Below are 23,281 nucleotides of genomic sequence, written 5' to 3' on the forward strand. Positions count from 1 at the left end.
CGATGAATTATGCTAGAATTAAGTCTGAGACTTTTCGTGAGGAGGTACCTCATGACGAAAAAACAAAAACATCTCACTCTAGAAGACCGTATTGACATCCAAACTGGAATCAGCCAACAGGAGACTTTCCGTTCCATCGCTGAGAAGATGGGGAAAGACCCGTCAACGATTTCAAAGGAAATCAAGCGCAATCGCATCATGCATCCAACATCCGTCAAATCTGATTGCACGGATTGCCCTCTTCTCAAAAAAGCTCCTTATGTCTGTAACAACTGTCCAAAAAAGAGGACGGATTGTGGGTTTAACCGCTATCTTTACTACGCGAAAAAGGCACAGGAGCAGTACGAGACTATGTTGAGGGAATCCAGACAGGGCATTCCCCTAAACAAGGAAAGTTTTTATCAGATGGACAAGATCTTAACCCTAGGCATCCAGAAGAAACAAAGCATCTACCATATCATTCAGACACATAACCTACCTGTGTCGAAAGCTACGGTGTATCGGCATGCCAAGCTGGGCTATCTGACAGCCAAGCCCATTGATTTCCCTCGGATGGTCACGTTCAAGGAACGCAGAAAATCCAGAAAAGTAGCTATTCCCAAAGAGCTGAAAATTGGGCGGACCTATCAAGATTTCCAAGAGTTACGAGAAACTGATGATTTCTTCAAATGGTTGGAAATGGACACGGTCATCGGCAGACCTGGTGGAAAGCTACTGCTCACCTTCAACGTTTCCTTCTGTAATTTCCTCTTCGCCTTGCTTTTGGACAACAAGACTGCTCTGGAAGTCGCCACTAAATTCGCAGCTTTGAAAGAAAGAGTCATGGACGGAGGGTATGCGTTCCATCAGCTGTTCCCTGTCATTCTCACAGACAACGGATCTGAGTTCGCCTATGTGGAGGAGCTTGAGCGAGACATTGATGGGAAGTCTCACCTCTACTTCTGCGACCCTAGCCGTCCTGACCAGAAGGGGCGGATTGAGAAGAACCATACGGTTTTGCGAGCCATTCTTCCCAAGGGCACTTCCTTTGACCAACTGACTCAGAAAGACGTCAATCTAGTCATTTCCCATGTCAATTCCTTGAAACGAGAAGAGTTTCAAGGAAAATCTGCTTACGACGTCTTCACCTTCACCTTTAGCGAGGACATCGCTGCTCTTCTGGGTTGCCAATTTGTCAAACCAGAAGACACACACTTATCACCTGATTTATTGAAATAAAGGGAATTTTCCCCTCTAACTACACATCTTATCACCATCGAAAAGTCTCACACTAAACGCTAGCAACTGGAATTTACTCTAAGACGACTCTGTTTTAGGGCTATTTGTCGTGCACTTTTTTCTGAGTCTTTTCGCTTTTGAACCCTTATATATCAAGAAAAAGAAAACCAGTGGAAGTTAGTCTAAGACGGATTTCCACTGATTTCACGCATTTTTCTCATACTAAAAGCTAGGTTGTGGGAAACTGGAAGTTAGTTTTAGAAGTTACCTTTTTATTTAACGTAGACAATCCCCAACCTCCCAAAGGCTACATCTCCACGGATAATCAAGGTTTTGCTGGTTGGGGCTAGAGGAGTATCTGCCTTGGCTACGCCACAGAAAGTTTCTACCTTTAAATCAACTCCCCAATGTTGAGGAACATAGATAACTGCATTCCCAAAACCGACTTCTATCTTCAATGTTGCGCTATCTCCCAACATCTCTGCATTGTCATAATATATCTTGGCATTGCCAAAACCAACTTCTACTTGATCTTCTACCAATTCTTGCTCTTGCTTGTAGAAAGTCCCAGTCCCAAAAGCAACTTCCTTATCTGTAAGAATGGTCTTTTTACCATCATACCACCATTTTTTCCCATTCCAAGTTCTGTTAGAATGAGTGAGTGCGTTGACACCCATTACGATTAAAATACTTGCCCAGAACAATGACTGATTGGGAATTGGTAAAATGCCATAAAAGTGGTTAGCAATCATGAGGGCCACTAGGGCTGTAAAAGAGGCTGAAGTTAAGTGACGACGCAACAAAGCTCCAACTGATTGATAGGCAAAAAATGCAATACCGAACAAGGGCCAAATTTGCCCTCCCAGAGAAGGGATTCCAAAATTACCCTGCAATAACACTAAAGCTGCCAATGCTAGCAACACAATACCAAATGCTTTCTTTTTCATCTTCTTACCTCATGTTTCTTAGATTTTCTTTTAGGAGGGATTGGTAATGCCGTGACACATGAACCTCCTTGTGGGTCTGATAAAAGGAAATGGTGCCCGTTCCTGAAAAGGACTTGTCCACTGAATAGACTTGCCGAATATTAGCAATAGTTGACTTGGATACCCGACTAAAATAGCGAGGAAGGATAGCCTCTAACTCATAGAGTTTAAGCCGAACTTCGTAGGCATCTTTATGGGTATGGGCATAAATCTTGCTACCTTCCGTCTCAAAGAAGAGAATTTCCGACAAGTCCAGATAATATTCACCTGTTCCCTTGTAAAAAATCAACCGAGGAGACTTGGACTCTTGCAAGAGGCGCTGTAAATCTGCAATCTCATCTGTCAAAGTCGCTGCCTTGATGATAATTTCAGTTTCCTCTAAATTGCTGTCAATTTCGATTCGTAACTTCATTCCATCTCCTTTCTGACTCTACTATATCAAAGCCAAAATAAGAAAACAAGAGCAAAAAAGCAAGTGGTTACTTTAGACCCGTAAGTGGTTGTAGGACCACCTTAACTTGCAGGTCAAAATAGAAAGAAAAGCACACCCCACGCAAGGCCACAAATATAACCAACTACTACATCCTTGGGATAATGCACTCCCCCTAAGACTCTTACTAGACCGAGGAAAGCTGACAAGACCAACAAGATAACCCCTACAGATAAACTAGCATGTAAGCAAGCCATGGAGATAATGGTTGCTGAAAAGACATGACGACTGGGCATTGACTGACCAGGACTATCTCTGTCAAGCAAGGGTTTAATAGTCCATTCCTCATAAGGCCTAGGGGCATTGATTTTCTTACGAAGAAAGGACAAAATCACAAAACCTGACGCTGGAATAAACAAATAGATCCCGACCTTTTTCCCAAGTCCTTGTTGGAGATAGGTAGTTGCTAACAAGGTTAGATAAATCATAGGCATAACCACCGTCATGAACCGATTGAAAGCTCTTAGCAATCTCAGAAAGAAAGGATTGTTTTCAATCTTACCAGCAATGTGGTCATACCATTCTTGATAATTTTTCATATATTTTCTCATCACTTACTCAAATTTTGCTTATAGGGAAGCACTTGTCTTTTAGTATAGTGCAGAAAAAGAAGGCCGTCAAGCCTTCTTTGGGTTTATTCTTCTGCTTCGTCTTCTGTAAATTGACTGTTGTAGAGGTCAGCGTAGAAACCAGCTTGCGCCATCAGCTCATCATGATTTCCTTGCTCGATGATATTCCCATCTTTCATAACAAGAATCAGATCAGCATTTCGGATGGTTGACAAGCGGTGGGCGATGACAAAGGAAGTTCTGCCTTCCATCAATCGGTCCATAGCTTTCTGGATCAATTCCTCTGTACGGGTATCAACAGAAGAAGTCGCCTCATCTAGAATTAGGAGTGGAGCATCTTTCAGCAAAGCACGAGCAATGGTCAAGAGTTGTTTTTGCCCGACAGACAAGTTCACTGTATCATCCAAGACGGTATCGTAACCATCTGGTAGGGTCATGATAAAGTGGTGAATCCCTACAGCCTTGCTGGCTTCAATCACACGCTCATCACTAATACCTGTTTGGTTATAGATAAGATTGTCGCGAATGGTTCCTTCAAAGAGCCAAGTGTCCTGCAAGACCATTGAAAAGGCATCGTGTACTTCCGAACGCTTCATCTCCTTGGTATCCACACCATCAATGCGAATACTTCCCTTATCAATCTCATAGAACTTCATCAAAAGATTGACAATAGTTGTCTTACCAGCTCCGGTCGGTCCGACAATCGCAACCTTTTGACCTGCATGAGCCGTCGCAGAAAAGTCATGGATAATGGTTCGCTCTGGTGTATAACCAAAGGAGACTCGATCAAAGACTACTTGACCTTTCATATCGCTCAATTGTCTTTCTTTATGGGATTCATCTTTCATCTCCTCTTCAGCTAAGAATTCGAAGACACGCCCCATGGCTGCGCTAGCCTGCTGCAAACTAGTAATCCCTTGGGCGATTTGCGAAAGGGGCTGAGAAAAGATACGCACGTAAGCCATAAAGGCAACGATAATCCCGATACTGATCTGCCCATTTAAGGCCAAGGCTGCACCAACGATAATCACCAAGGCATAGCTAAAGTTCCCAATAAACATCATAATCGGCATCATAATCCCTGAAATAAACTGAGATTTCCAGATACTATCATACAGACGATTGTTTAATTTCGCAAACTCTTCTTTCGTACTCTCGATGGCATTGTAACTGGTCACCACATTATGGCCAGAGTACATTTCCTCCACATAGCCATTGACAGCTGCCAAATCCTGTTGCTGACTCTTAAAAAAGCCCTGTGATTTGCCCATAAAGACAGACACGAAAACAAAACCAATAAGTGTTGACACAACCGTCACCAAGGCTAAAATCCAGTTCATCCCAAACATGGTTACCAAGACTGCCACGACCAGTAAACTAGATGAAAGAACTGTTCCCAGACTTTGATTAAGGGACTGGGCTGCAGTGTCAACGTCATTGGTTACACGAGACAAAGTATCCCCCTGAGAGTGTCCATCAAAATATCCTAATGGTAGGCTATTGATTTTCTCTGCAATAGCTCTTCTTAAACGCTCTGAAAAACGTTGAATAGCTGTTGTAAACAGAAATGCCTGCAAATAATTTGATAGAAGCCCAATTACATAGATGACGGCCAAAAAACCACCAATAGCTGCAACCGCCACGACATCCACACTTGTTTCCAGACCACTGGCAATGATATTGGTCATTTCCTTGATGCGAGTTGGACCATATACAGTAATGATATTGGATAGGATTGTTGCTAGAAAGGCTATCAGAAGGGCAAACTGGAGACCTGCAAGATAGGGTTTACTCTGTTTCCAGAGAGACATTTTTTTATTTTCCATGTTCCAATTCCTCCTTCGATAGTTGTGAATAGGCAATTTCTTGGTAAACTTCGTTATTAGCTAGAAGTTCCTTGTGGGTGCCTTGCCCCACGACTTTCCCTTGATCCAAGACCAAAATCAAATCTGCATCCATAATCGTTGAAATGCGCTGTGCAACAATGAGCTTGGTCATAGACTTTGTTTTCTCTGCTAGCTCTTGGCGTAGGACACGGTCTGTCTTGTAGTCCAAGGCTGAGAAGGAGTCATCAAAGATGAGGATTTCTGGCTTCCGAACTAAGGCACGCGCAATTGCCAGACGCTGTCTCTGACCACCTGAGAAGTTGGTTCCTCCTTGGGCCACTTCTGAGGCCAAGCCCGCTTCCTTGTCTTCGATAAAGTTTTTAGACTGGGCCAACTCCAAAGCTTGCCACATAGCCTGCTCACTAAGTGGTGTTTCTTGACTCTGTCCAAAGTCTAGATTACCCTTGACATCACCTGAAAAAAGAACTGCTTTCTGAGGAATATAACCAACCTTGTTGCGCAAATCTTCTAAGGCATAGTCTTGAACATTGACACCGTCTACAAGAATTTCTCCTGCTGATACGTCGTAAAAACGTGGAATCAGATTGACCAGAGTAGATTTACCAGAACCTGTTGACCCAATAAAGGCCACTGTTTGACCAGCTTCTGCTTTAAAGCTAACATTCTCAATAACCGCCTCCGAATTTGCCGCATAGCGGAAGGTCACATCCTTAAATTCGACCTGACCTTTGAGGTTTTCATCAGCCAGCTGCACTTGAGCAGGGTTTTGGATAGAAGAATGCAAATCTAAAACTTGATTAATGCGCTTGGCAGAGACCATAGTTCGGGGAAGAACGATGAAGAGTGCTCCCATGAGAAGGAAGCCCATGACAACCTGCATAGCATAAGACATGAAAACAATCATGTCACTAAAGAGAGGCAGACGCGCTATCGGAGCAGCGTCGTTAATCACATAGGCCCCAATCCAGTAAATCGCCACACTCAAACCACTTGAAATCCCCATCATGATAGGGTTCAAAATAGCCATAAGACGGTTGACAAACAAATTCAAGCGTGTCAATTCATCATTTGCTGCTGCAAATTTTTCATTTTGGTATTCTTCAGCATTGTAGGCGCGAACAACACGAATACCTGTTAAACTCTCACGAGTGATACTGTTCAGTTTATCAGTCAAACTTTGAATCAAGGACTGTTTTGGAAAGGCTAGCGTCATCAAAACGGTCGTCATCAAAACATTGACAATCACTGCTACAAGAACGGCCCAGAGCCAGTATTCTGAATGGCCTAAAATCTTCCCGATAGCCCAGATAGCCATAATCGGACCACGCGTTACCACTTGCAAGCCCATGGTAATCAACATTTGAACTTGAGTAATGTCATTGGTAGTACGCGTCAAGAGACTGGGAATAGAGAATTTCTTAATCTCTGTCTGCGAGTAATCCAAAACTCGGTTAAAAATATCACTTCTCAACCTACTAGTATAAGAAGCCGCCACTCGGGATGCAAAAAATCCAACTGCAACTACGGACAAGAAGGCAAGAAAGGACATTCCCACCATCATGCTTGCCGGCTGCCACAACTCATCTAAATTAGTTCCTTGACTACCTAGCAAATCCGTAATTTTCGAGATATAGGTCGGCACTTCCAACTCTAGATAGACCGAAAAACAAGTAAAGAGAATGGCTAGTAAAATCATCCCCCATTCTTTTCTACTAATTCGTTTAGCTAATTTCTTCATTATCTCCTCCTATTCTCTTGATATTTGCCTGTAGTTGAGCCAGGACTTTCTCAAAAATCAGTAATTCATCTTCATCTACGTCTTCTATCAACTGCTTGTCAATGCGTTCAAAGAAGGCCTTAACTTGCTGCATTTGAGAACGAGATTTGTCCGTCAGACGAACAAACTTAGCCCGCTTATCAACAGGACTCGCCTCCAACTCCACCAAACCATTTTGCACCATACGCTTGACCAAATTACTAGCAACAGACTTGCTAATATTGAGTTCTTGTTCAATATCCTTGATGAGCGTTAATTCTTGTTCATGCTCACGCCAACCTAAAAAACGCAGGACTTGTCCTTGAGGCCCACCCATAAATTCAATGCCACAACGTTTGGCTTCCTTTTGTACCATCAGATGTACCTGGTGTCCAAAACGTTTTAAAATCAACATCGGTTTATCCATACTTACTCCTTTCTAACCATTGTATTTGGTTCTCCTGAGAACTAAATAAGTTTCCATGAGAACTATTTTACCACTTTGAAAAGGGATGTCAAGAAAAAAAGTTTCCTAGAGAACTATTTTCTTGATTCAAAAAATCCCAAGTGATTTTTCACTTAGGATCATGTTCTCTAGGTTAAATTAGAATCCGTCTACGTTTGTGTAGATCTTTTGTACGTCTTCGTCGTCTTCAAGAACGCTGTAAAGTTTTTCAAAGGTTTCAAGGTCATCGCCTGACAATTCCACTTCTGACTGAGGAATCATTTCCAATTCAGTCACTTGGAATTCTTCGATACCTGACTCACGAAGGGCAACAATAGCCTTATGAAGGTCAGTTGGAGCTGTGTAAACTGTGATTGTCCCTTCTTCTGCTTCTACATCATCCACATCCACATCTGCTTCTAGCAATTGCTCAAAGACTGAGTCCGCATCTTCACCTGCAAATACGATAACACCTTTGTTATCAAATAGGTAAGAAACCGAACCTGAAGCACCCATGTTTCCGCCGTTTTTACCAAAGGCTGCACGGACATTGGCCGCTGTACGGTTGACATTTGAAGTCAAAGTATCCACGATCAGCATAGAACCATTTGGTCCAAAACCTTCGTAACGTCCTTCTGTAAAGGTTTCGTCTGTATTTCCTTTAGCCTTATCCAAAGCCTTATCGATAACGTGTTTTGGCACTTGGGCTTGTTTAGCACGGTCGATAACGAACTTCAAGGCTGAGTTTGATTCTGGATCTGGATCACCTTTTTTAGCTGCTACATAGATTTCTACACCAAATTTTGCATATACTTTAGAGTTAGCTCCATCTTTAGCCGTTTTCTTGGCTACGATATTGGCCCATTTACGTCCCATTAGGAATCTCCTTTTTTCACATTTTAATCTTTCTTATTATAACACAAGTTTTTTCGATTTTCACTAGAGGAAATGGATTTTATTTAGCAAATACAGCTAGGATTGCACTTTTGTTGCCAAGATAGCCTTGCCTTCTTTTATCAAAGGGTGACGAAACAGTGAGAAATACAGTTGGATAGTCATGGCAACCCAGATGAGGGGTTCGCAAAGGATAACTCCCTTATAGCCTGCCCAAGGGATAATCCAGACCACAAAAGCAATTTTCCCGATTAATTCGATAAAACTGGAAACCAGAGGAAGAATCTTTTGCCCCAAGCCCTGCAAACAATTACGATAAATCAACAAGAGACTCAAAATAGGATAAAAGGCTGAACTGATTTGCAGATAGAGACTGCCATTTTCTATCAAGTAACCATCTGTCGAACTAGCCAAGAAAGAAACCAAGGCTGGACTGGCAAAAAAGAGGAAGATACAAACAAAAACTGCCCAGGATATACTTAAACGACTGCCGATTCGAAGGCCTTGAACAATGCGATCTAGGCGCTTAGCACCTAAATTCTGAGAATCAAAGGTCGTCATCGAAGCAGAAATAGCGGTCATGGGAAGAAGGGCGAAAGCCATAATGCGTCGTGCCGCTGTTTGAGCACTAATAATCACGGCTCCAAAAGTATTGACAGAAGACTGTAAAATCACACTACCGATGGACACAATCGAACTCATCAAGCCCATAGCCAAACCTTGCTCCAAGAGATCGGAGTATAAGGCCTTGTCCCATTTGAAATGCTTGAGCTGAGGGAGTAGCTCAGGCACACTCTTACGGATGTAATAAAAGCAAAGAACCGCTGATAAGCCCTGCGAAATGATGGTGGCAAGTCCCGCGGATTGAACTCCAAGATGCAATTGCGTAATAAAATAGAGATCCAGAACCACATTAACCAAGGCAGAGAAAATCAAAAAACCAAGCGCAGCAAGACTGTCCCCAATAGACCGCAACAAGCCTGCAAAAAGATTATAGGCAAAGCTGACACCGACACAGGTCACAATCATAGAAATATATTGATAAGATTGAGGAAGAATTTCTGCAGGAGTATCTAGGTATTGCAAGAGAGGATACAAACCAAGAAAGCCAAGCAGCATCACTACAATACTCAAAAGGGCACCTAGTATCCAAGTGGCTGCTACTGCCTCCTTGATTTTAGTGAAATTCCGAGCTCCATAATAGCGGGCAATGACAATTCCCATGCCATTGCCAACACCAAGAGTAAAACCTACAATCAGGTCAAAAATCGCTGTCGTCGCTCCTACTGCAGCCAAGGATTCTTGACCAAGAAAACGCCCAACAATCAAGACATCAGCAGTATTATAGAGCTGTTGAAAAATATTTGATAGCAGGATTGGGAAGGCGAAGCTTAAGAGCGAAGGAAGAATAGGACCATGTATCAGGTCCACTGTTCGTTTTTTATTCATAAGGCTATTATATCAGCTTTCTAGATGAGCGACAAGAAACAGCAAACTATAGGCAATCTGAAATCTTGAACAAAGAATCGAAAAAGCAGTGGATTTCTCCACTACTTTGACAGCTTATTCTTCAATTTCGATTTCAAGCTCATCGCCTAGGTCAAGAGTTACTTCTTCATTCACAGAGTCTACTTGAGCTGCTTCATCTTTTTTGTTTTCAGCAGCTTCTTCTCCATCAATCAAACCAAATTGAACACGGACTTGATGGTCAATCTCATCAAAGACTTCTGGGTTATCTGCCAAGTATTTCTTAGCATTTTCAGAACCTTGCCCGATTTTCTCATCCTTGTAAGAGTACCAAGCTCCTGCTTTTTTGATGATATCCAAATCGCTTGCGATTTTCAAGAGTTCACCAGTCTTAGAAATCCCTTCTCCGTACATGATTTCAACGAAGGCTTCCTTAAATGGTGGAGCCACCTTGTTTTTCACGACCTTGATTTTGGTTTCTTTACCGACATTGGTATCTTTTTGGTCACCAGTTCCCTTGATTTGTGTGCTTCCACGAACATCCAAACGGACTGATGCGTAGAATTTCAGAGCACGTCCACCAGGAGTTGTTTCTGGATTCCCAAACATGACCCCAACTTTTTCACGCAATTGGTTGATAAAGATGGCAATTGTTTTGGTTTTATTGATAGAAGCACCAAGCTTACGCATGGCCTGGCTCATCATACGAGCCTGCAAACCAACGTGACTATCTCCAATATCGCCATCAATTTCCGCACGAGGTACAAGGGCAGCAACTGAATCGACCACAACAAGATCCACAGCACCTGAGTCAATCAATTTTCCTGCAATCTCAAGACCTTGCTCTCCTGAGTCTGGTTGTGACAAGAGCAATTCGTCAATATTGACACCAAGGGCCGCAGCATAAGCTGGATCGAGTGCATGTTCCGCATCGATAAAGGCAGCAATCCCACCTTCTTTTTGCGCTTGCGCAACTGCATGAAGGGCAACCGTTGTCTTACCAGATGATTCTGGTCCATAGATTTCGATGATACGTCCTTTAGGATAACCACCTGAACCGAGGGCAATGTCAAGAGCCAAAGAACCTGAGCTCATCACTTGCACCTTTTGCTCGGCACGTTCACCCAAACGCATGATTGAACCCTTACCAAAGTCTTTCTCAATCAATTTAAGAGCGTCATTCAAGGCTTTTTCACGTTCAGCCCCGAATTTTTTTGAAATTTCATCTAATTTTTTTGGTTTTTTCGCCATTCTATTCTCCTACATTCTAATGGTCCTCAGACCTATCTACTATTATATCAAAAGTTAGTCACTTAATAAAGCCTTGCGAACTAGGTTAAAGGCATGCATAACCGCAATGTGACGTATATCTGCTCGGCTTCTGCCTCCAATATTGACCTTGATGACCTCAGTTCCTTGCTCCTGTGCCAAGCCTATGTAAACTGTCCCAGCTGGATGACCTTCTAGACTATCTGGCCCTGCTACTCCAGTCAAGCTAATGCCAAAATCAGACTGGGTCTTGATTCGTGCCTGTTCAGCCATCTTCTGTGCTGTAAATTCAGACACCACACCCTGTTCTTCCAAGTCCTTGACAGGAATATCCAATATCTTTGATTTCTCCTCCAAGCTATAGGTTACAAAACCACCCTTAAATATACTTGAAGCACCCGAAAAATCCGCTACTCTGGCTTGGAAAAGACCTGCCGTCAAACTCTCTGCAGCCGTGATAGTTTTCCCTTGTTTTTTCAGTTTTTCTACCACAATGCTGGCCAAGCTAGCCTCCTCTCCATAACCATAACAGAGGTCTCGTAAAGAAATTCCTTCGAAAGTCTGGCGGTCCAAGATTTGATTTTCCAAGATATCCAGCGCTTGATTCGCCTCTTCTTGACTGCTAGCCTTTGTTGACAGACGCAGAGTGACTTCTCCTGTCTTAGCATAAGGGGCCAAGGTCGGATCTGTTTGATTATCAATCAAATCAGACAAAATCGTAACCAACTGGCTCTCGCCAATTCCAAAGAAACGAAGAACTCGGGAATATAGCTTACTCCCTGTCATCAACTTGGGTAGAAGTTGGTTTAAGACCATGGGTTTCAATTCACTTGGTGGACCGGGAAGGACGACATAGGTCACTCCATCGACTTCCAAAATGCCTCCCACAGCCAGTCCTGTTTCGTTGGGCAGTGGAGTCGCTCCTTCTACAATTTGAGCTTGTCTTTCGTTATTTGGTGTTCGGGCATAGTCTGGTCGCTGGGCAAAAAAGACATCTAACTTCTCCTGAGCCTGAGGATCGAAGACTAATTCTTTCCCTAAAAATTTAGCTAGGGTTTGTTTGGTCAAATCGTCCTCAGTTGGTCCCAAACCACCTGTTAAAATCACCAGACTACTACGTTGACTGGCAATCTCAAGCAAAGACAAGAGACGAGCTTCATTGTCTCCCACAGCCGTCTGAAAATATACGTCTACTCCAATTTCTGCTAGTTTTTCTGATAAAAACTGAGCATTGGTATTGACAATCTGTCCTGTCAAAATCTCTGTTCCAACAGCAATGATTTCTGCTTTCATGTTTCCTCCTACCTATCTATTCGTATTTTTTTGAAAAAATCGCAGGAAATTTCCCACGATTTTAACTATAAAATAGATTATTCTACATCTTCTTGATTTGTTGTATTATTAATCGTACCTGTTCCCAAACCGATACCATTTTGGTTTCCAAAAACATCTTCATATAAGACTGCATTTGTCTCTAACTCTGTCACCTTTGGTTTATCAAGTGAGGTTCTCAAAAGATTCTGGATCTCTAACAAATGGTTAGCAGTTACGATTTGATAAGATGTCCCTTGCAATTCAGCATCTTCTCCTCGTAATTGTTGGGTTTCAATCGTTTTAAACGAGTCCTTGTAACCTAATAAGCTTGGAATACTTTTCGCAGATAGATCAATATTAGTCTGCATATTGGTACTTAGGGCTTTTAAGATAGATTGATAGTGACTAACACTATTCAAGCTAAGAACTTTTTCAACCACCTTTTGAATGACTTCACGCTGACGTTTCTGACGTCCGTAGTCCCCTTCTGGGTCCTGGTAGCGCATGCGAGAATAAACAAGAGCTTCATCTCCATTTAGAGTTTGCTGCCCAACACCAATAGAAATGGTATTAAATTCCTCTTGGTCACTGATAGAAATCGGGAATCCTAGCGTGTTATTAACGGTAATTCCACCTACTGCATCAACCAATTGTTGCAATCCGTGCATATTGACCATAATATAGCGATCAATATGAATATTCATCATCTTCTGAATAGTTGAAATAGCCAACTCTGCACCACCATTGGCATAAGCAGCATTTAGTTTTTCTTCCTCAATCCGCCCATCTTTATGCTGAATTTTCGTCAAAATATCTCGCTCTAAACTCAACATTGTTGTCTTTTTCGTGTGCGGATTAACCGTCAAGAGAATCATAGAATCACTATTTCCCTCCCAAGGGTCCGTTCGTTCCACGTTTCCAGTATCAACCCCCATCAAAAGAATCGTTAAGGGTTCAGTCGCCTCAATAACATTGGTTTCTTCCCCAATTTTTTTATAGGTCCGTGATAAAGTTTCTGTTCCTTGTTGATAAATCGTATAAGCAAAAACACCCACACCCAAAACTGTCACTGCTAGAAAAGCTAGCACCATTCCAATAATTTTTTTAACCATATTTCTATTAATCTATCAGCCTACCCATCAGGTAAACATCGATAAATTCCCCTTCTTCTATGTACGCACCGCGCTCTTGTCTACCTTCAATTACAAAGCCATGCTTTTGATATAAATGAACTGCAGCTTGATTACGAGTTTGGACAGTGAGTTGAAGTCGACGAAGAATGCCACTAGCCTGCGCCCATTCTACTACTTCTTCAAGTAACAAACTTCCCAGCCCATTATTCCAATACTTCTTACCAATCACAATGAAGAGATCACCGATATGACGAACTCTCTTACGTTGATCAGCTGTGATATTTACAAGACCAGCAATTTCATCATTCAGCAAGGCCAGTAAAGTGATTTGATTTTCCGAGTAAGCCTGTTTATCCAAAAACAACTCCATCTCAGTATCTGTCAACAGAATACCTTCCCTGTCCAGACTGGTAAAATCTGTTTCTACACTGACACGATTTAAAAATGATACTAACTCAACAGCATCACCAGGTTCTGCTTCTCTAATGAGCAATTCATACTCCATGTTGAAGCTCCTCTAAGAGTTTTTCTGCACGCAAACCCTTTGCTTGGAAATGTAATCTGCGACCGTCTTCTTCTTTTAGAATTTTCAATTCTAAATAAGTATCTGGTAAGGCATCACCTAAAAGATTCCCCCACTCGATGACAGTCACCCCACCACCAAAGAGAAACTCATCCAAATCAATAGAATCAGCATCCCCCTCAATACGATAAACATCTAAATGATAAAGAGGAAGTCTACCTTCATACTCTCTCACAATAGTGTAGGTTGGACTTTTAATCATTTGAGTAATCTGTAAACCTTTAGCAAGACCTTTTGTAAAGGTCGTTTTGCCTGCTCCAAGTTCTCCAGTTAGAATTAAAACATCATTCTTTTCTAATAAACAGCCCAAACGTTCACCTAAGAACTGTAACTCTTCTTCGTTTTTAGTGTACATATTTCTATTATACCAAAAAGTTATTCTTTGTCGAGACATTATCTGTGAATTCCATATTATAAATTGTAAAACTTGAACTATCTCTTCTTTTGTTCTTAAAATAGAAACAGCAAGAAGACAACTAACAAGATATCTCTCATCAAATGGCTGTAAAATGAAACTTCCCAGCGAATGACTTTTGGCACCAACAGTCCTAGAAATAGCATTCCTAAGGTAATATAAAATGTCATAGATAATAGCATCCAAGGATTTCTGAGAAAGACTAGAATAGCTAGTCCACTAATAAAACACATCTCCTTCTTTCCCAAAATCTTTTTCAATCCATTTACATACTTCTGAATCGGTAAAAAGACTAGCAAATCAATACCAAATAAGAAAAAGAAACTCGGTAGAAAGGCTTCCACAAACCCTTCTACAGATGTATTTCCTGCAAGGATATGTTCTATGACAATTAAAGCTAAACCCAAAATATTTACTAAGAGCAACAGACTATACAAGAATTGTTGCTTGTCTTCCTTAAAAACTGAATAAGATTGATTTCGCTGTCCACTATAGTAGTTTATCCCTGCCCCAATACTGGCAAGGAGCAACATGCCAACTAAATAATAGAAGCAGTTTTGATTTAACATCAAGGCCCAAGTCGATAAACTTAAACAAGAACAGCTACTAATACCAAAAACTGTCAGCAATAACAAAATACGAATTTGCTTTTTCATTTTTTCCATCATTCTTCCTCCCTTACTTGCTCTTATTATAGGCTAGAAATCCTCCCCATTGCTAGAATATTTCTCAACTGTCAGTTTTCTACTCTAAAATGCAAAAAAGTTTGATGCAAGTAACCCTTACATCAAACCTTTACTACTTTCCGTCAAACCAAAGAGCAATTTCTCGCTTAGCTGACTCTTCTGAATCTGAACCATGTACAACATTTTGGATAGCTTGGTTTTCACTAGCAGCTTTTGCAAAATCACCTCGAATCGTTCCTGGTAAAGCTTCTTCTGGACGAGTCGCACCCATCATAGTCCGCCAAGTTTCAATTACTTTGGGACCAGAAATGATACCTACAAGAACCGGTCCTGAAGTCATAAATTCACGAATCGGTGGGTAAAAACTTTGACCAACCAAGTCCTGATAGTGCTGGTCAATCAACTCTTCTGAAACCTTTGTACGCAACTCCAATTTTTCGATTGTAAATCCACGTTGTTCGATGCGTTTCAACACTTCCCCCACTAGTCCTCTTTTTACACCGTCTGGTTTAATGATAAAAAATGTTTGTTCCATACCCGTCTCCTTTGTCAGCTTCTTTCTTTTATTTTACCACATTTCATGGAAAAATGGAGAAAGTTTTCAGAAAAGAGAAAGAGAACCCGAAGGCTCTCTCATCTCTTTTATTCTACTGTTTCTTCCACAGTTTCAACGGCAGTATCCACAACTACTTCTGTTGTTTCTTCATTCCCTTCTTCCTCTACTGGAGGATTAAGGTATTCTTCTTCGTTGATAGCATGTGGTTCAAGGTTACGGTAACGAGCCATACCAGTACCTGCTGGGATGATCTTACCGATGATAACATTTTCCTTGAGTCCAAGGAGATGGTCTTTCTTACCACGGATAGCTGCGTCAGTAAGGACACGAGTTGTTTCCTGGAAGGAAGCCGCTGACAAGAAACTGTTTGTTTCAAGTGAGGCTTTGGTAATTCCCATAAGAACTGGGCGACCTGTCGCTGGAACTCCACCTGCGATAAGGACATCTTTGTTGGCATCTGTAAAGTCATTGATATCCATGAGGGTACCCATGAGAAGATCTGTGTCACCTGGATCCATGACACGGACTTTACGGATCATTTGACGAACCATTACCTCGATGTGTTTGTCACCGATTTCTACCCCTTGGCTACGGTAAACTTTTTGTACTTCACCGAGAAGATAAGTTTCAACTGACAAGACATCACGGACTGCAAGGAGACGTTTTGGTTGGATAGAACCTTCTGTAAGAGCAGCACCACGCGCTACTTGGTCTCCAACTTCAACACGCATACGAGCTGTAAATGGAACGACGTATTCACCTTCGCCAGTTTCACCCTTAACAAAGACTTTCTTAGTACGAGTTGAAGCATCTTCTTCGATTGCAGTAACTTGTCCTTTGACTTCTGTGATAACTGCTTCCCCTTTAGGATTGCGGGCTTCAAAGATTTCTTGGACACGAGGAAGACCTTGCGTGATATCGGTATTTGAGGCAACACCACCCGTGTGGAAGGTACGCATTGTAAGCTGTGTACCAGGTTCCCCGATAGATTGGGCAGCGATTGTACCGACTGCTTCACCCACTTCAACCGCATCACCAGTCGCCAAGTTGATACCGTAGCAATGACGGCAGACACCATGACGAGTGTTACATGTAAATACAGAGCGGATAGTTACTTCTTCCACACCAGCATTGACGATTTCACGCGCCTTGTCTTCGGTAATCAATTCATCTGGGCCGATGATGACTTCACCAGTTTCTGGATGGCGAACCGTTTTCTTAGTGTAACGACCATTGAGACGTTCTTCAAGAGACTCAATCATCTCTTTGCCTTCTGTGATAGAGCGGATCAAGAGACCACGGTCTGTTCCACAGTCATCTTCACGAATGATCACGTCTTGGGCAACGTCAACCAGACGACGAGTCAAGTAACCTGAGTCGGCAGTCTTCAAGGCCGTATCGGTCATCCCTTTACGAGCACCGTGAGTTGAGAAGAACATTTCGAGTACTGACAAACCTTCACGGAAGTTTGAAAGGATTGGCAATTCCATGATACGACCATTCGGAGCCGCCATCAAACCACGCATACCAGCAAGTTGTGAGAAGTTTGAAATGTTACCACGGGCTCCAGAGTCCATCATCATAACGATTGGGTTCTTAGGATCTTGGTTGGCAATCAAACGTTTCTCTAGTTTTTCACGGGCAGCACGCCATTCAGCTGTAACGGCATTGTAACGCTCGTCGTCTGTAATCATACCACGACGGAATTGTTTGGTGATTTGTTCTACACGTTTGTGTGATTCTTCAATGATTTCAGCCTTGTCATCAACGACTGGGATATCGGCAATACCCACTGTCAATCCTGCAAGAGTTGAGTGGTGGTAACCGAGGTTCTTCATACGGTCAAGTAGGGCAGAAGTTTCTGTCGTACGGAAACGTTTGAAGATTTCAGCGATGATATTTCCAAGGTTTTTCTTCTTGAATGGAGGGTTGAGTTCAAGTTTGCTGATAGCTTCCTTGATATCTCCACCAAGTGGCAAGAAGTATTTAGCTGGAACGCCTTCTGTCAAGTTGGCATTGTTTGGTTCTTGCAAGTATGGTAGACCCTCTGGCATGATGTCGTTGAAGAGGATTTTACCAACTGTTGTAAGCAAGACCTTGTGTTTTTGCTCTTCTGTCCAAGGTTTGTTGAGGCTGTCTGTTGCGATACCAACACGTGAGTGAAGGTGAACATAACCATTACGGTAAGCCATAACCGCTTCGTCACGGTCCTTGAAGACCATTCCTTCACCTTCACGACCAGCTTCTTCCATAGTCAAGTAGTAGTTACCCAAAACCATGTCCTGAGATGGAGTAACAACTGGTTTACCATCTTTCGGATTCAAGATATGCTCAGCAGCTAGCATGAGGATACGAGCTTCTGCTTGGGCTTCTTCTGAAAGCGGTACGTGGATGGCCATTTGGTCCCCGTCAAAGTCGGCATTGTAGGCTTCACAGACAAGTGGGTGCAAGCGAAGAGCCTTACCATCAATCAAGACTGGCTCGAAGGCTTGGATACCCAAACGGTGAAGGGTCGGTGCGCGGTTCAAAAGTACTGGGTGTTCTTTAATCACTTCTTCAAGGATATCCCAGATACGCTCATCTCCACGTTCCACCAAGCGTTTAGCTGCTTTGACGTTTTGCACGATATCACGGGCAACGATTTCACGCATCACGAATGGTTTAAAGAGCTCGATCGCCATTTCACGTGGCACACCACATTGGTACATCTTAAGAGTTGGACCAACGGCGATAACGGAACGTCCTGAGAAGTCAACACGTTTACCGAGCAAGTTTTGACGGAAGCGTCCTTGTTTACCTTTAAGCATGTGACTCAATGATTTCAGTGGACGGCTACCTGGTCCTGTGATTGGACGACCACGACGACCATTGTCAATCAAAGCGTCAACCGCTTCTTGAAGCATACGCTTCTCATTTTGAACGATGATACCTGGTGCATTCAACTCAAGCAAGCGAGCCAAACGGTTGTTACGGTTGATAACACGGCGGTAAAGGTCGTTCAAGTCAGATGAGGCAAAACGGCCACCATCCAACTGCAACATTGGACGAAGATCTGGTGGAATAACTGGAAGGATGTTGAGAATCATCCATTCCGGTTTGTTTCCAGATTTGTAAAAGGCATCCAAAACATCCAAACGACGGATGGCTTTGACACGTTTTTGTCCAGTAGCTGTTTTTAACTCTTCTTTGAGTTCAGCAATTTCTTTTTCAAGATCTACTTGTTTCAAAAGGTCTTGGATAGCTTCGGCACCCATCTTGGCAACGAATGATCCATAACCATACTCACGCAAGCGCTCACGGTATTCGCGCTCTGTCATGATAGACTTGTGCTCAAGTGGTGTATCCTTAGGATCAATCACCACATAAGCCGCAAAGTAGATAACTTCCTCGAGGGCACGAGGGCTCATATCAAGGGTCAAGCCCATACGGCTTGGAATCCCCTTGAAGTACCAGATGTGAGATACAGGAGCTTTCAACTCGATGTGCCCCATACGCTCACGACGAACTTTTGTACGCGTTACTTCAACCCCACAACGGTCACAAACAATCCCTCTGTAACGAATGCGTTTGTACTTACCACAAGCACATTCCCAGTCTTTTGTAGGACCAAAGATAACTTCATCAAAGAGTCCTTCACGTTCTGGTTTCAAGGTACGGTAATTGATTGTTTCAGGTTTTTTGACTTCTCCATAAGACCATGAACGGACTTTGCTTGGAGAAGCTAGGGTGATTTGCATACTTTTAAAACGATTTACATCAACCACTATTTCTTCCCTTTCTATTCTAAGTGAACTGCTTATTCTTCAGCAGCTTCTTCTGTTGCTTCCGCTTTTGTTGCTTTTTCAGCTTCTTCAGCTTCAAAGGCTGCTTTAGCCTCTTGTGCTGCTTTTTCGCGGGCTTTTTCAAGGTCATCTACGTGGATGACATCTTCGTCCATTCCTTCATCCAAGTCGCGAAGTTCCACTTCTTGCTCATCTTCGTCAAGGACACGCATATCAAGACCAAGAGATTGCAATTCTTTGACAAGAACTCGGAAGGATTCTGGAACACCTGGTTTTGGAATTGGTTTTCCTTTTGTAATGGCTTCATAAGCTTTCAAACGTCCGTTGATATCGTCAGACTTGTAAGTCAAGATTTCTTGGAGGACATTTGACGCACCATAGGCTTCAAGAGCCCAAACCTCCATCTCACCGAAACGTTGTCCACCAAACTGAGCTTTACCTCCGAGTGGTTGTTGGGTAACGGTTGAGTAAGGTCCGACTGAACGCGCGTGCAATTTATCATCAACCATGTGGTGGAGTTTGATCATGTACATGACTCCGACAGAAACACGGTTATCAAATGGTTCACCAGTACGTCCATCGTAAAGGATCGTTTTGGCATCGCTATCCATACCTGCTTCTTTAACAGTTGACCAAAGGTCTTCTGAACTTGCTCCGTCAAAGACTGGTGTTGCGATGTGAATACCAAGAGTACGAGCAGCCATACCAAGGTGAAGCTCCATAACCTGACCGATATTCATACGTGATGGCACCCCAAGTGGGTTCAACATGATATCGACTGGAGTTCCGTCTGGAAGATAAGGCATGTCTTCTACAGGAACGATACGAGAGACAACCCCTTTATTTCCGTGACGTCCGGCCATCTTATCTCCGACCTTGATCTTACGTTTTTGAGCGATGTAGACGCGAACCAGCATATTAACACCTGATTGCAATTCATCTCCATTTGCACGTGTAAAGATCTTAACATCACGAACGACACCATCGGCACCGTGTGGTACACGAAGAGAAGTATCACGCACTTCACGAGATTTATCTCCGAAGATAGCGTGCAAGAGACGTTCTTCAGCTGAAAGGTCTTTCTCACCCTTAGGTGTTACTTTACCTACAAGGATGTCGCCTTCTTTAACCTCAGCACCGATACGGATAATACCCATTTCGTCAAGGTCTTTAAGGGCATCTTCACCAACGTTTGGAATTTCACGAGTGATTTCTTCAGGCCCAAGCTTTGTATCGCGTGTTTCTGATTCGTATTCTTCAAGGTGAACAGATGTGTAGACATCGTCTTTCACCAAGCGTTCGCTCATGATAACAGCATCCTCGAAGTTGTAACCTTCCCAAGTCATGTAGGCAACGATTGGGTTTTGTCCAAGCGCCATTTCTCCATTTTCCATAGAAGGTCCGTCAGCAATGAAATCGCCTTTTTCAACGACATCGCCAACTTTTACGAGAGTGCGTTGGTTGTAAGCAGTACCTGAGTTTGAACGACGGAATTTTTGGATGTGGTAAACGTCCAATGAACCATCTTCACGACGAACTTCTACCTTGTCAGCATCTGCATAGGTAACTTTGCCGTCATACTGAGCAATCACAGCAGCTCCTGAATCGTGGGCTGCTTGGTATTCCATACCAGTACCAACGTAAGGTGCTTTTGGATTAATCAATGGCACAGCCTGACGTTGCATGTTGGCTCCCATGAGGGCACGGTTGGAGTCATCGTTTTCCAAGAAAGGAATACATGCTGTCGCAACGGCAACTACCTGTTTTGGTGATACGTCCATGTAGTCAACAACATTAGCTGGATACTCTTGGTTGACCCCTTGGTGACGACCCATGACAACTTTCTCAGCAAATGTTCCATCTTCATTCAGACGAGAATTAGCCTGTGCTACAGTAAATTCATCTTCTTCATCGGCTGTCAACCAAACGATTTCGTTCGTAACAACACCTGTTTCACGGTCAACTTTACGGTATGGTGTTTGAACAAAACCATACTTGTTCAAATGTCCGTAAGATGACAAGTTATTGATCAAACCGATGTTAGGTCCTTCAGGTGTCTCGATTGGACACATACGACCATAGTGAGTGTAGTGCACGTCACGTACTTCATATCCAGCACGGTCACGTGTCAAACCACCAGGTCCCAAGGCTGACAAACGGCGTTTGTTAGACAACTCAGAAAGTGGGTTGTGTTGGTCCATGAACTGTGACAACTGTGATGAACCAAAGAATTCTTTCACCGCAGCTGTTACAGGACGGATATTGATGATTTGTTGTGGTGTCAAGACTTCATTGTCCTGAACAGACATACGTTCACGGACATTACGTTCCATACGAGAAAGTCCAAGGCGTACTTGGTTGGCAAGCAATTCACCAACCGCACGAATACGACGGTTCCCAAGGTGGTCGATATCATCTACACGGCCAAGTCCTTCAGCCAAGTTGAGGAAGTAGCTCATCTCAGCAAGGATATCTGCAGGAGTCACCGTACGAACCTTGTCATCTGGGTTAGCATTACCAATAATAGTTACAACACGGTCTGGATCAGTTGGAGCAACAACCTTGAATTTTTGAAGAACAACTGGCTCAGTCACAACGGCTGCATCATTTGGAATGTAGACAATCTTGTTCAAGTCGCCATCCAAATGGCTTTCAATACTTTCAATCACGCTACGAGTCATGACTGTTCCAGCTTCTACCAAGATTTCGCCTGTTTCAGGGTCTACCAATGGCTCAGCAATAGTTTGGTTAAGCAAACGTGTTTTAACATTGAGTTTTTTATTGATTTTGTAACGACCGACAGCTGCCAAGTCATAACGACGTGGGTCAAAGAAACGAGCCACAAGCAAGCTACGTGAGCTTTCAGCAGTCTTAGGCTCACCTGGACGAAGGCGTTCGTAAATTTCTTTCAAGGCTTCGTCTGTACGAGAGTCCATTGGGTTCTTGTGGATATCTTTTTCAACAGTGTTGCGAACCAATTCGCTATCACCAAAGATATCAAAGATTTCATCATCACCTGAGAAACCAAGCGCACGAACCAATGTCGTAAATGGAATCTTACGAGTACGGTCGATACGAGTGTAGGCGATATCTTTTGAGTCGCTTTCAAGTTCCAACCAAGCTCCACGGTTAGGGATAACAGTTGAACCGTAGCCCACTTTACCGTTTTTATCAACTTTATCGTTAAAGTAAACACCTGGTGAGCGGACCAACTGAGATACGATGATACGTTCACCACCATTGATGATGAAAGTACCCATTTCTGTCATGATTGGGAAATCACCAAAGAAAACTTCTTGGGTTTTAATTTCGCCTGTTTCTTTATTGATCAAGCGGAAGGTTACAAAAATTGGTGCTGAGTAGCTAGCATCGTGAATACGAGCCTCTTCTAGCGTATATTTTGGTTCCTTGATTTCATATCCAACAAATTCCAACTCCATTGTGTCTGTGAAGTTTGAAATTGGCAATACATCTTCAAACACTTCCTTCAGACCATGGTCTAGGAAATCTTTGAATGAGTCAGTTTGAATTTCAATCAAATTTGGTAAGTCAAGAACTTCTTTGATTCTTGAAAAACTACGACGGGTACGATGTTTCCCGTATTGAACGTCATGTCCTGCCAAGATGATTCTCCTTTGTAAATAAGTTCCAAGCCTTGTCAATCAGGCTTTTCTAATCGTCATATGGTTTTAAAAACCCCTATCACCGTGTCCTCTTGATGAATTTTCAGAATCTTTAAGTCTTTGTTACAAACACGCGAAATCCTGAAAAAAAGCACAAAAAGAGCAGCTAAATCTGACTTTTTCAGAAGATTTAACTGCTGTGAGCCTTGTCTGGACAATATTTCAGACAAAACCTACGACAAATGATT

The 23,281-nt window shown here is 42.7% G+C and carries 18 protein-coding genes; 1 reads left to right on the forward strand and 17 read right to left on the reverse strand.

From position 1 onward, the window contains the following. The first annotated feature begins 51 nt into the window (after positions 1-51). Positions 52-1,218, forward strand: coding sequence for an IS30-like element ISSmi1 family transposase (locus SMI_RS09285; RefSeq protein ID WP_000163004.1), 1,167 nt, complete (start codon positions 52-54; stop codon positions 1,216-1,218). A gap of 272 nt (positions 1,219-1,490) precedes the next feature. On the opposite strand, the gene SMI_RS09290 is transcribed toward SMI_RS09285, so the two are convergent. The 17 genes from SMI_RS09290 to rpoB all read right to left on the reverse strand — a co-directional run bounded on the left by SMI_RS09290 (position 1,491) and on the right by rpoB (position 23,033). Continuing rightward, positions 1,491-2,165: a LiaF transmembrane domain-containing protein gene (locus SMI_RS09290; protein WP_000725708.1), complete on the reverse strand. Its 675-nt coding sequence runs from the start codon at positions 2,163-2,165 to the stop codon at positions 1,491-1,493. A 4-nt stretch (positions 2,166-2,169) separates the two neighbouring features. Continuing rightward, positions 2,170-2,616, reverse strand: coding sequence for a LytTR family DNA-binding domain-containing protein (locus SMI_RS09295; protein WP_000776602.1), 447 nt, complete (start codon positions 2,614-2,616; stop codon positions 2,170-2,172). Positions 2,617-2,729: 113 nt separating this feature from the next. Further along, complete coding sequence (locus SMI_RS09300) at positions 2,730-3,233, reverse strand: phosphatase PAP2 family protein (protein WP_000800902.1); 504 nt, start codon at positions 3,231-3,233, stop codon at positions 2,730-2,732. A gap of 95 nt (positions 3,234-3,328) precedes the next feature. Then, positions 3,329-5,089, reverse strand: a complete 1,761-nt coding sequence (locus tag SMI_RS09305) for an ABC transporter ATP-binding protein (RefSeq protein WP_000428271.1) — start codon at positions 5,087-5,089, stop codon at positions 3,329-3,331. Continuing rightward, on the reverse strand, positions 5,079-6,848 hold the full coding sequence (locus tag SMI_RS09310) for an ABC transporter ATP-binding protein (protein WP_000731786.1): 1,770 nt from the start codon (positions 6,846-6,848) through the stop codon (positions 5,079-5,081). Before SMI_RS09310 ends, SMI_RS09305 begins: the two co-directional genes overlap by 11 nt. Beyond that, a complete protein-coding gene (locus SMI_RS09315; protein WP_000360516.1) occupies positions 6,832-7,293 on the reverse strand; it encodes a MarR family winged helix-turn-helix transcriptional regulator in 462 nt (153 codons plus the stop codon). The genes SMI_RS09310 and SMI_RS09315 overlap by 17 nt, the downstream gene beginning before the upstream one ends. Before the next feature lie 177 nt (positions 7,294-7,470). After that, on the reverse strand, positions 7,471-8,187 hold the full coding sequence (locus SMI_RS09320) for a YebC/PmpR family DNA-binding transcriptional regulator (protein WP_000532885.1): 717 nt from the start codon (positions 8,185-8,187) through the stop codon (positions 7,471-7,473). A gap of 96 nt (positions 8,188-8,283) precedes the next feature. Further along, a complete protein-coding gene (locus tag SMI_RS09325; RefSeq protein ID WP_001036258.1) occupies positions 8,284-9,654 on the reverse strand; it encodes an MATE family efflux transporter in 1,371 nt (456 codons plus the stop codon). A gap of 114 nt (positions 9,655-9,768) precedes the next feature. Next, complete coding sequence (recA, locus tag SMI_RS09330) at positions 9,769-10,923, reverse strand: recombinase RecA (protein ID WP_001085455.1); 1,155 nt, start codon at positions 10,921-10,923, stop codon at positions 9,769-9,771. A 54-nt stretch (positions 10,924-10,977) separates the two neighbouring features. After that, on the reverse strand, positions 10,978-12,234 hold the full coding sequence (locus tag SMI_RS09335; RefSeq protein ID WP_000642685.1) for a competence/damage-inducible protein A: 1,257 nt from the start codon (positions 12,232-12,234) through the stop codon (positions 10,978-10,980). A gap of 77 nt (positions 12,235-12,311) precedes the next feature. Continuing rightward, positions 12,312-13,367 (reverse strand): biofilm formation/cell division transcriptional regulator BrpA, encoded by a 1,056-nt coding sequence (gene brpA / locus SMI_RS09340; RefSeq protein ID WP_000239268.1) that lies wholly within the window; start codon positions 13,365-13,367, stop codon positions 12,312-12,314. A gap of 7 nt (positions 13,368-13,374) precedes the next feature. Then, on the reverse strand, positions 13,375-13,893 hold the full coding sequence (locus SMI_RS09345; protein ID WP_000455529.1) for a GNAT family N-acetyltransferase: 519 nt from the start codon (positions 13,891-13,893) through the stop codon (positions 13,375-13,377). Then, complete coding sequence (gene tsaE, locus SMI_RS09350; protein ID WP_000288245.1) at positions 13,883-14,326, reverse strand: tRNA (adenosine(37)-N6)-threonylcarbamoyltransferase complex ATPase subunit type 1 TsaE; 444 nt, start codon at positions 14,324-14,326, stop codon at positions 13,883-13,885. Before tsaE ends, SMI_RS09345 begins: the two co-directional genes overlap by 11 nt. 95 nt (positions 14,327-14,421) lie before the next feature. Further along, positions 14,422-15,051 carry a competence protein gene (locus tag SMI_RS09355; protein ID WP_000413915.1) on the reverse strand — a complete coding sequence of 210 codons (630 nt, stop codon included), beginning with the start codon at positions 15,049-15,051 and terminating at the stop codon, positions 14,422-14,424. Between the two features lie 133 nt (positions 15,052-15,184). Then, a complete protein-coding gene (ndk, locus tag SMI_RS09360) occupies positions 15,185-15,607 on the reverse strand; it encodes a nucleoside-diphosphate kinase (RefSeq protein WP_000438298.1) in 423 nt (140 codons plus the stop codon). A gap of 107 nt (positions 15,608-15,714) precedes the next feature. Continuing rightward, positions 15,715-19,392: a DNA-directed RNA polymerase subunit beta' gene (gene rpoC / locus SMI_RS09365; protein ID WP_000228743.1), complete on the reverse strand. Its 3,678-nt coding sequence runs from the start codon at positions 19,390-19,392 to the stop codon at positions 15,715-15,717. Between the two features lie 32 nt (positions 19,393-19,424). Continuing rightward, positions 19,425-23,033 (reverse strand): DNA-directed RNA polymerase subunit beta, encoded by a 3,609-nt coding sequence (gene rpoB / locus SMI_RS09370; RefSeq protein ID WP_000907176.1) that lies wholly within the window; start codon positions 23,031-23,033, stop codon positions 19,425-19,427. Positions 23,034-23,281: the final 248 nt, after the last annotated feature.

This window comes from Streptococcus mitis B6 (assembly GCF_000027165.1).
GTDB classification, from domain to species: Bacteria; Bacillota; Bacilli; order Lactobacillales; family Streptococcaceae; genus Streptococcus; species Streptococcus mitis_AR.

Excerpts from the sequence above, each read along its gene's own strand:
- SMI_RS09285 (WP_000163004.1), top strand. The coding sequence starts at position 52 with ATGACGAAAAAACAAAAACATCTCACTCTAGAAGACCGTATTGACATC.
- SMI_RS09290 (WP_000725708.1), bottom strand. The coding sequence starts at position 2,165 with ATGAAAAAGAAAGCATTTGGTATTGTGTTGCTAGCATTGGCAGCTTTA.
- SMI_RS09295 (WP_000776602.1), bottom strand. The coding sequence starts at position 2,616 with ATGAAGTTACGAATCGAAATTGACAGCAATTTAGAGGAAACTGAAATT.
- SMI_RS09300 (WP_000800902.1), bottom strand. The coding sequence starts at position 3,233 with ATGAAAAATTATCAAGAATGGTATGACCACATTGCTGGTAAGATTGAA.
- SMI_RS09305 (WP_000428271.1), bottom strand. The coding sequence starts at position 5,089 with ATGGAAAATAAAAAAATGTCTCTCTGGAAACAGAGTAAACCCTATCTT.
- SMI_RS09310 (WP_000731786.1), bottom strand. The coding sequence starts at position 6,848 with ATGAAGAAATTAGCTAAACGAATTAGTAGAAAAGAATGGGGGATGATT.
- SMI_RS09315 (WP_000360516.1), bottom strand. The coding sequence starts at position 7,293 with ATGGATAAACCGATGTTGATTTTAAAACGTTTTGGACACCAGGTACAT.
- SMI_RS09320 (WP_000532885.1), bottom strand. The coding sequence starts at position 8,187 with ATGGGACGTAAATGGGCCAATATCGTAGCCAAGAAAACGGCTAAAGAT.
- SMI_RS09325 (WP_001036258.1), bottom strand. The coding sequence starts at position 9,654 with ATGAATAAAAAACGAACAGTGGACCTGATACATGGTCCTATTCTTCCT.
- recA (WP_001085455.1), bottom strand. The coding sequence starts at position 10,923 with ATGGCGAAAAAACCAAAAAAATTAGATGAAATTTCAAAAAAATTCGGG.
- SMI_RS09335 (WP_000642685.1), bottom strand. The coding sequence starts at position 12,234 with ATGAAAGCAGAAATCATTGCTGTTGGAACAGAGATTTTGACAGGACAG.
- brpA (WP_000239268.1), bottom strand. The coding sequence starts at position 13,367 with ATGGTTAAAAAAATTATTGGAATGGTGCTAGCTTTTCTAGCAGTGACA.
- SMI_RS09345 (WP_000455529.1), bottom strand. The coding sequence starts at position 13,893 with ATGGAGTATGAATTGCTCATTAGAGAAGCAGAACCTGGTGATGCTGTT.
- tsaE (WP_000288245.1), bottom strand. The coding sequence starts at position 14,326 with ATGTACACTAAAAACGAAGAAGAGTTACAGTTCTTAGGTGAACGTTTG.
- SMI_RS09355 (WP_000413915.1), bottom strand. The coding sequence starts at position 15,051 with ATGGAAAAAATGAAAAAGCAAATTCGTATTTTGTTATTGCTGACAGTT.
- ndk (WP_000438298.1), bottom strand. The coding sequence starts at position 15,607 with ATGGAACAAACATTTTTTATCATTAAACCAGACGGTGTAAAAAGAGGA.